General features: G+C 72.6%; 7 protein-coding genes. All 7 read right to left on the bottom strand.

Annotation, left to right across the window (positions count from 1 at the left end):
• Nucleotides 1–129: 129 nt before the first annotated feature.
• On the bottom strand, nt 130–2,208 hold the full coding sequence (locus FLM69_RS10500; protein ID WP_141844162.1) for an alpha-1,4-glucan--maltose-1-phosphate maltosyltransferase: 2,079 nt from the start codon (nt 2,206–2,208) through the stop codon (nt 130–132).
• Between the two features lie 101 nt (nt 2,209–2,309).
• Nucleotides 2,310–3,131: an ABC transporter ATP-binding protein gene (locus tag FLM69_RS10505; RefSeq protein WP_141844164.1), complete on the bottom strand. Its 822-nt coding sequence runs from the start codon at nt 3,129–3,131 to the stop codon at nt 2,310–2,312.
• Nucleotides 3,124–4,065, bottom strand: coding sequence for an ABC transporter permease (locus tag FLM69_RS10510; RefSeq protein WP_141844166.1), 942 nt, complete (start codon nt 4,063–4,065; stop codon nt 3,124–3,126). The genes FLM69_RS10505 and FLM69_RS10510 overlap by 8 nt, the downstream gene beginning before the upstream one ends.
• A 130-nt stretch (nt 4,066–4,195) precedes the next feature.
• The gene (locus FLM69_RS10515; RefSeq protein ID WP_255502832.1) at nt 4,196–5,296 is read right to left on the bottom strand and encodes an ABC transporter substrate-binding protein; all 1,101 of its coding nucleotides are present in this window, start codon (nt 5,294–5,296) and stop codon (nt 4,196–4,198) included.
• Between the two features lie 143 nt (nt 5,297–5,439).
• On the bottom strand, nt 5,440–6,429 hold the full coding sequence (gene rlmB / locus FLM69_RS10520) for a 23S rRNA (guanosine(2251)-2'-O)-methyltransferase RlmB (RefSeq protein ID WP_141844168.1): 990 nt from the start codon (nt 6,427–6,429) through the stop codon (nt 5,440–5,442).
• A gap of 74 nt (nt 6,430–6,503) precedes the next feature.
• Nucleotides 6,504–7,961, bottom strand: a complete 1,458-nt coding sequence (cysS, locus tag FLM69_RS10525) for a cysteine--tRNA ligase (RefSeq protein ID WP_060973913.1) — start codon at nt 7,959–7,961, stop codon at nt 6,504–6,506.
• Between the two features lie 74 nt (nt 7,962–8,035).
• Nucleotides 8,036–8,509, bottom strand: a complete 474-nt coding sequence (ispF, locus tag FLM69_RS10530) for a 2-C-methyl-D-erythritol 2,4-cyclodiphosphate synthase (protein WP_252411630.1) — start codon at nt 8,507–8,509, stop codon at nt 8,036–8,038.
• Nucleotides 8,510–8,622 lie beyond the last annotated feature (113 nt).

Raw genomic sequence — 8,622 nt, forward strand, 5'->3', positions numbered from 1 at the left:
ATGCACACGCTGGTCGCATTACAGAAACTCGAATGATTGAGAGGATATCCATTTATTATCTTTATGAGCACGGCACGGGGCGCAGATATCTGGAATGCGTGCGGCGGCAGCGACAGAAGTGTATAAGAGTCAGACGTGGGCGGGCTCGACGTTGGGGTCCAGGCGGACGTACGGGGTGCGGCCCCACTGCCAGCGCTGGCCGGTGAGCAGGTCCTCCACCTCGACGGCCCCGGACGCGTCGCGGTCCTCGGGGCGCAGACGCAGCGCCTCGAGGTCCAGGTCCAGGGTCGCCTCGACGACGTCGTGCGGGTTCGTGGTGACGACGACGATCAGGGTGTCCTCCGCGGGACCGGCGTCGGTGACCGCCTCGGCGTCCCGGTGCGCGCCCTCGGGCCGGGCCGAGCGCGTCTTCGAGAACACGAGCAGGTCCGGGTGCGTCGAGGAGTGCAGGGTCAGGTTCTGCAGGTCGCCCAGCGCCGGGTGCGCCGCGCGGATCTCATTGAGCCGGGTGAGGTACGGGGCGAGCGAGGCGCCCGCGGCCTCCGCGCCCTCCCAGTCCCGGGGACGGTACTCGTACTTCTCGTTGTCGATGTACTCCTCCGCGCCGGGCCGGGCCACGTGCTCGAACAGCTCGAACCCGGCGTAGACGCCCCACAGCGGGCTGGCCGTGGCCGCGACGACGGCGCGGATCCGGAACGCGCCCGGGCCGCCGTGCTGCAGGTACTCCGTGAGGATGTCCGGCGTGTTGACGAAGAGGTTGGGGCGGTAGAACGCCGGCGTCTCGTGCGAGATCTCCTGGAGGTACTCCGCGAGCTCCTCGGCGGTGTTCCGCCAGGTGAAGTACCCGTAGGACTGCTGGAACCCGACCCTGCCCAGGGCGTGCATCATCGCGGGACGGGTGAAGGCCTCGGCGAGGAACACGACGCGCGGCTCCTCGGCACGGACCTTCGCGATCAGCCACTCCCAGAACCACAGGGGCTTGGTGTGCGGGTTGTCCACGCGGAAGATGTGCACGCCGCGGGCCACCCAGCCCCGCACCACGTCCAGCACCGCCTGGGCGAGGCCGTCCGGGTCGTTGTCGAAGTTCAGCGGGTAGATGTCCTGGTACTTCTTCGGCGGGTTCTCCGCGTACGCGATGGTGCCGTCCACGCGGGTGGTGAACCACTCCGGGTGCGCGGTGACCCACGGGTGGTCCGGGGAGCACTGCAGGGCCAGGTCCAGGGCCACTTCGAGGCCCTCGTCCGCGGCCGCGGCCACGAACGCCTCGAAGTCCTCGACGGTGCCCAGGTCCGGGTGCACGGCGTCGTGCCCGCCCTCGGGCCCGCCGATCGCCCACGGCGAGCCCGGGTCCTGCGGCCCGGCAGTCAGCGTGTTGTTCGGACCCTTGCGGTGCGTGGTGCCGATCGGGTGGATCGGCGGCAGGTAGGCCACCTGGAAGCCCATCCGGGCGACCGCCGGGAGCCGGTCGGCCGCCGTCGCGAAGGTGCCGGAGGACCACGTGCCGGAGGCCTCGTCGAAGCGGGCGCCCTCGGAGCGGGGGAAGAACTCGTACCAGGCGCCGCGGCCGGCGAGCTCGCGCTGCACGTCCAGCGGGTAGAGCTCGGAGCTCGTGAGGTGCTCCCGCACGGGGCGGGCGTGGAGGACGGCGGACACCTCCGCCGACTCGGCGGAGGCCAGGCGCTGGGCCGGGATGAGCGACTCGTCCTCGAGGCCGCGAACGACCTCCTCGAACACGGCGCGGTCCTCGGCCGAGCGCTCCGCGTCCTCGGCGGCCCGGCGGAACAGGGCCGCGCCCTCGGCGAGCATCAGCTCCACGTCGACGCCGGCGGCGATCTTGACGGTGGCCGCGTGCTTCCACGTGCCCACCGGATCGTCCCAGCCCTCGACCACGAACTGGTGCAGGCCCGGCTCGGCGGGCCGCAGCGTGGCCACGACCTCGTCCAGGCCGGGCCGGCCCGGACGCATCTGCACGCGCTGCACCTCGGCGCCGGCCGGGTCGAGCAGGCGGACGGTGGCGCGCACGGAGTCGTGGCCCTCGCGGAACACGGTCGCGCGGACGGGGATGTCCTCGCCGACCACGGCCTTCGCCGGGAACCGGCCGTCCAGCACCACGGGCTGCACGTCCGTCACCGGGATGCGCCCCGTGACGGTCTGGAGGCGGACATCGGCTGCGGTGGCGCTCTGGGTGTCGGGCTTCACGGTGCTCACGCCACGACGCTACCCCGCGGCCGCGCCGGTGAGAACGGCCGGCCCGCCCGCCCGCCGTGGGGCGGAGGGGCGGGCCGGGGACGGGGCGCCGGACGGGACGCTCAGGACAGCATGGTCTTGTCGTCCACGACGGCGCCCTTGATCTTGCCGAACTCGGCCAGCAGGTCCGCCGGGGTGCGCCCGGCCTTCTCCTGCTCGTCCAGCTCGAGGATGATCCGGCCGTCGTGCATCATGATCAGCCGGTTGCCGACCTCGAGGGCCTGGGACATGTTGTGCGTGACCATCAGCGTGGTGAGCCGGTGCTCGGCCACCACCTGCCGGGTCAGGCGGGTCACCAGCTCCGCCCGGGACGGGTCCAGGGCGGCGGTGTGCTCGTCCAGCAGCAGGATCTTCGGTCCGGAGAACGTCGCCATGAGCAGGCTCAACGCCTGACGCTGGCCACCGGAGAGCAGCCCGACCTTGGCGGTGAGGCGGTTCTCCAGGCCGAGTTCGAGCTTCGTGAGCTCGTCGCGGAACATCGCGCGCCGGGCGCGGGAGACGCCCCGCGAGAGCCCGCGGGCGTGCCCGCGTCGCCAGGCCAGGGCCATGTTCTCCTCGATCGTGAGGTTCGGGGCCGTGCCCGCCGTCGGGTCCTGGAACACCCGGCCGATGGAGGCCGCGCGGCGGTGGTCCGGCATGCGGGTGACGTCCTTGCCGCCCACGGCCACGGTGCCGGTGTCCGGCAGCAGCTTGCCGGCGATCGTGTTCAGGATCGTGGACTTGCCGGCGATCGTGTTCAGGATCGTGGACTTGCCGGCGCCGTTGGAGCCGATCACGGTGACGAAGTCGCCCTCGGCCAGGTGCAGGTCGATGCCCTGCGGGGCGCGACGCTCGTTGACGGTGTTCGGGAAGAAGGTCTTGGAGACCTGCGAGATCTCAAGCACGGGGGGCCTCCTCGGAGACGGATGCGGCGGGGGCGGCGGCGCCCGGCCCCGGGGTCACGGCCGTGCCCCGCGTGCGCAGGCCCAGGCGCGTGGCGAAGCCGAAGCGCGGCAGCAGCAGGGCCACGACGACGAGCGCCGCGGAGATCAGCTTCATGTCGTTCGGGCTCAGGCCCGCGTTGAGGGCGAACTGGATGATCAGGCGGTAGAGCACGGCACCGACGATCACGGCGAGCGTCGCCCAGAAGACCGTGCGCTGGCCGAACACGGCCTGGCCCACGATCACGGACGCCAGGCCCACGAGGATGAGGCCGATGCCCATGGAGATGTCCGCGAAGCCCTGGTACATGGCCAGCAGGGAGCCGCCGAGGGCCACGAGGCCGTTGGAGATCATCAGGCCGAGGATCTTCATCCGGTCCGTGGAGACGCCGTACGAGCGGATCATCTCCTCGTTGTCACCGGTCGCCTGCAGGGCGAGGCCCAGGTCCGTGTGCAGGAACCAGTCGAGGATCAGCTTCACCACGAACACGCCGAGGAAGAGCACGAGGATCGAGCCCCAGTTCCGGGCCAGTCCCAGGTCGCCGAGCCACGTGAACAGGGTGTCCTGGCCGAGCAGGGGGATGTTGGCCTTGCCCATGATCCGCAGGTTGATCGAGTAGAGCGCGATCATCGTGAGGATGCCGGCGAGCAGGCCGTCGATCCGGCCCTTGGTGTGCAGCAGGCCGGTGACGAGGCCCGCGAGCGCGCCCGCCACGAAGGCGGCGAGCATGGCCAGGGGCACCGGCGTGCCGCCCGTGATGAGCACGGCGGCCGTGGCGGCGCCGGTGGTGAACGAGCCGTCCACCGTGAGGTCGGGGAAGTCGAGGATGCGGAAGGTCAGGTACACGCCGAGCGCGACGACGGCGTAGATCAGACCCAGTTCCACTGCGGTCAGCATGGGGTGGGTGCCTTTCGGGCGGTGCGAGGGGGACGGACGACGGCGTGACGGGGTGGGCCGGCCGTCGACGTGCTCCGCGGCGGCCCGGACCCCGTGGTCCGGGCCGCCGCGGAGGCGGGCAGGCGCGGGATCAGCCCTCGACGAGCTGGTCGGCCCTGTCCGTGAGCTCGGCGGGGATCTCGACGCCGTAGGCCTCGGCGGCCTTCGGGTTCAGCACGAGCTGCAGGTTGGCCGGGTCGGCGTAGCCCACGGGCAGCTCGGCCGGCTTCGCGCCGTCCTTGAGGATCTTCACGGCCATCTCGCCGGCCTGCTTGCCGTGCGCCTCGTAGTCGATGCCGTACGTGCCCAGGGCGCCGCGCTCGACGGAGTCGATGTCCGCCGAGATGACGGGGACGCGCTGCTCCTTGCCGTAGCCCACCACGGTCTCCAGCGCCGAGACGACGGCGTTGTCCGTGGGCACGTAGATGCCGTCCACGCCGGACAGGGACTGCACGCCCTGCTGGACCTCGGACGAGTTGGTGATGGTGGCCTCCTTGACCTCGAGGCCCAGCTCCTTGCCGGCCTCCTTGGCCTGGTCCACCTGGACCTTGGAGTTGGCCTCGCCGGAGTTGTAGACGATGCCGACGGTCGTGGCGTCCGGCTTCACGTCCTTGAGCAGCTGCAGCTGCTCCTTGACCGGGTTGCGGTCCGAGACGCCGGTGACGTTGCCGCCCGGGGCCTCGTCCGAGGCCACGAGCTCAGCGCCCTGGGGATCGGTGACCGCCATGAACACGACCGGCTTGTCCTTCACGGCCGAGGCGGTGCCCTGCGCTGCGGGGGTCGCGATCGCGGCCACGAGGTCCACGTCCCCGTCGTTGGCGAAGGTGGAGGCGATGGAGGTGACCGTGGCCTGCTCGCCCTGGGCGTTCTGCTCCTCGAACGTCACGTCCAGGCCGGCGTCCTCGAACGCCTCCTTGAAGCCCTCGGCCGCGCCGTCGAGCGCCGGGTGGGAGACGAGCTGGTTGATGCCCACGGTGTAGGAGCCGTCGCCGCCGGCGGCGGAGGACGAGCCGGAGCCGCCGGAGCCGGAGTCGCCGCACGCCGTGAGCCCGAGGGCGGCGAGGGCGAGGGCGGCGGTGAGGGGGAGGGAGCGGTGCTTCCTGAGACGGACCTCGTTCTGATGGTGCGGTGCGGGATGCGCTCGCCGACGGGGGCCCGTCGGACACAGTGCAGACACTGTGCGCGGTGACACGCATCACAGGCAAGACGTGGGCGTGTCCACGCGACATCCTGCCATGTGATCGGCGTCACTGTAGACACTCTGCCCGCGTCGGCGCCGTGTGCGACACCCGCGTCCCCGCCTGGCCGTCATCCCGGGCGGGGGCGCCGTGGAGGTCAGCGCCCGCCGGCGCGCTGCACCGAGATCTCGTACAGGGAGATGCCCACCGCCATCGAGGCGTTGAGGGACTCCATCGTCGAGTCGATCGGGATGGACACGATCTGCTGGCAGTGCTCCCGCACCTTGCGGGACAGACCCTTGCCCTCGGCCCCCACCACGAGCACGAGCGGCTCCGTGGCCAGGGCGAGCCCGGGCAGGGAGACGTCCCCGCCGCCGTCGAGGCCCAGCACGAAGTAGCCGGCCTTGTGCAGGTCGACGAGGGTGGTGTTCAGGTTGCCGGCCTGGGCCACGGGCACCCGCGCGGCCGCGCCGGCCGAGGTGCGCCAGGCGGTGGCGGTCACGCCCACGGAGCGGCGCTCGGGCACGATCACGCCGTCCGCGTCGAACGCGGAGCCGGCCCGGATGATGGCGCCGAGGTTGCGGGGGTCGGTGATGCCGTCGAGCGCGATCAGCAGCGGCGGGGTCCGCAGGTGCCCCTTCTCGTGCTTCGCGAGCGCGTCGAGGGCCAGGGCCGTGGCGTCCGCGTACTCATAGGGCGGGATCTGCAGCACGATGCCCTGGTGCACGGCCTCGCCGGAGAGGCGGTCCAGCTCCGGCTTGGTGTTCTCCAGGACCGGCACGCCCTGCTCGAGGCAGAGGCGCAGGGCCTCCTTGACGCGGTCGTCCATCTCGATGCGCACGGCCACGTGCAGCGCCTTGGCCGGGATGCCCGCGCGCAGCGCCTCGAGCACGGGGTTGCGACCGGAGACCGTCTCGTCCGTGAGCTTCACGCGGCCGCGGACCTGGTCCTTCACGGGGCCGCGCTTGGCGGCCGAGCGCTCGGCCAGCTGCTTGGCGCGGTGTGCCTTGTGGTAGACCCGGTCCTCGGCCTTGGGCGTGGGTCCGCGGCCCTCGAGCGCCTTGCGACCGTGGCCGCCGGTGCCCTTCATGGGACCCTTCTTGCCCTTGGGCTTGCGGGATCCGCCGGAGCGGGGGGCGGTGGACATGGCGGGACTCCTGCGTGCCGGGGACGGGGGCGGCGGCACGCGGGGCGCCGCCGGATCGCCCTCCAGTCTAGGTGTCAGTCCGCCAGGCGCCATGTGGCGCCGTCGGCGCCGTCCTCCACCACGACGCCGGCCGCGGCCAGCGCATCGCGGATGCGGTCCGCGGTGGCCCAGTCCTTGTCCGCGCGGGCCTGCGCCCGCGCCTCGATCTGCGAGCGGACGAGCGAGTCGAGGGCGTCCGACACCGGGCCGGCCGCGGCGTCGTCGCCCTCGGGCACGTCGTCCAGGCCCAGCACCGCGGTCATGGCCTCCACCTCGGCCAGACGGGCGGCCGCGGCGTCGAGGTCCTGCCCGGCCAGCGCCGAGTTGCCGGCGCGCACGGCCTCGTGCAGGGCCGCGAGCGCCTGGGGCACGTTGAGGTCGTCCTCCATGGCGGCGCGGAAGGCGGCTGGCACACGGTCCGCGAGCGCCCCGTCGGGGGCGGGCGGGACGGCGCCGGCGGCGCGGGCGCGGGCCGTGAAGCCCTCAATGCGCTCGACGGCGGCCTCGGCCTCGTCGAGGGCGCCGGGCCGGTAGTCGAGCTGGGAGCGGTAGTGGGCCTGCCCCAGGAAGTAGCGCACCGCCGTCGGGCGGGCCATGCCGAGCATCTCCTCGGGGGAGATCGTGTTGCCCACGGACTTGGACATCTTCTCCCCGCCGTAGGTGACGAGCCCGTTGTGCAGCCAGAAGCGGGCGAAGCCGTCCCCGGCGGCCGCCGACTGGGCCAGCTCGTTCTCGTGGTGCGGGAACCGCAGGTCCAGGCCGCCGCCGTGGATGTCGAACTCGGCGCCGAGGTACTTCGTGGACATGGCCGAGCACTCCAGGTGCCATCCGGGGCGGCCGGCACCCCAGGGCGACTCCCACACGGCGGTGGCGGGCTCGCCGGGCTTGGCGCCCTTCCACAGGGCGAAGTCGCGGGGGTCGCGCTTGCCGCGCGGGTCGGCGTCGGGCGCGTCCTGCATGTCCTCCACGCGCTGGCGGGTGAGCTCGCCGTAGCGCTCCCAGGACCGGACGTCGAAGTAGACGTCTCCCGAGCCGTCCTGCGCGGGGTAGGCGTGGCCGCGCTCCATCAGGCGCTCGATGAGCGCGAACATCTCGGGCACGTGGCCGGTGGCGCGCGGCTCGTAGGTGGGACGGCGGACGCCGAGGGCGAGGTAGGCGGCGTCAAACGCCTTCTCGAACCGGTAGGCCAGGGCCCACCACGGCTCGCGGGCCGGATAGAGGTCCGAGGCCTCGAAGCCGGCCTCGTGGGAGGCGGCCGAGCGGTCGAGGATCTTGTCGTCGATGTCCGTCACGTTCCGCACCGAGGTGACGCGCAGCCCGGTGGCCTCGAGCCAGCGGATGAGGATGTCGAACACGATCGCGCTGCGCACGTGGCCCACGTGCGGCATGCCCTGCACCGTGGCCCCGCAGTAGTACACCGACGCCTCGCCGGGCACGAGGGGCTCGAAGTCCCGGATCTGCGCGGTGCGGGTGTCGTAGAAGCGCTGGGCCATGGGGGGCGCGGTCCTTCCGGAGGGGCGGGGTCCTGACGGGGCTCTGCCAGCCTAGTCGGTGCGCCGACGCGGGCTCAGGCCGCGGGGACGACGAGCGCGGTCGCGATCCCCACCAGCCCCTCCCTGCGCCCGATGAAGCCCAGCCGGTCCGTCGTGGCGGCGGAGACGGACACGGGGGCCCCGCCGAGGGCGGCGGACAGGGCGGCCTCCATCTCCGCGCGGCGCGTGCCCACCTTGGGCCGGGGTGCGACCACCTGGACCGCCACGTTCCCGACGGCGACGCCCGCCTCCGTCAGCAGGCGCAGCACCTCGCGGAGCATGTCCGCGCCGGAGGCGTCCGCCATCTCGGGCCGGTCGACGCCGAACACGGCGCCGAGGTCGCCGAGGCCGGCGGCGGAGAGCAGGGCGTTGCACGCCGCGTGGGCGGCCACATCCCCGTCCGAGGTCGCGGCCACGCCCCGCTCGCCGGGCCAGTGGATGCCGCCGAGCCACAGGGGCCGGGGGGCGTCCTCGGGTGCCCACGCGTGCACGTCGGTGCCGATCCCCACGCGCGGCAGGGGGGCTGGCCCTTCGACACATATGACGCTGCCGACTATCGCGTGAGTGGCGATCTTCGTCGGCTCAGCTGCACCCAGAATAAACCAGTGTAGAGCCTCATATT

Origin of the sequence: Micrococcus sp. R8502A1, from assembly GCF_006704135.1 — a bacterium.
In the GTDB taxonomy this organism is placed as follows: Bacteria; Actinomycetota; Actinomycetes; order Actinomycetales; family Micrococcaceae; genus Micrococcus; species Micrococcus luteus.

Coding starts and splice junctions, on each gene's coding strand:
- FLM69_RS10510 (WP_141844166.1), bottom strand. CDS start 4,065: ATGCTGACCGCAGTGGAACTGGGTCTGATCTACGCCGTCGTCGCGCTC.
- rlmB (WP_141844168.1), bottom strand. CDS start 6,429: ATGTCCACCGCCCCCCGCTCCGGCGGATCCCGCAAGCCCAAGGGCAAG.
- cysS (WP_060973913.1), bottom strand. CDS start 7,961: ATGGCCCAGCGCTTCTACGACACCCGCACCGCGCAGATCCGGGACTTC.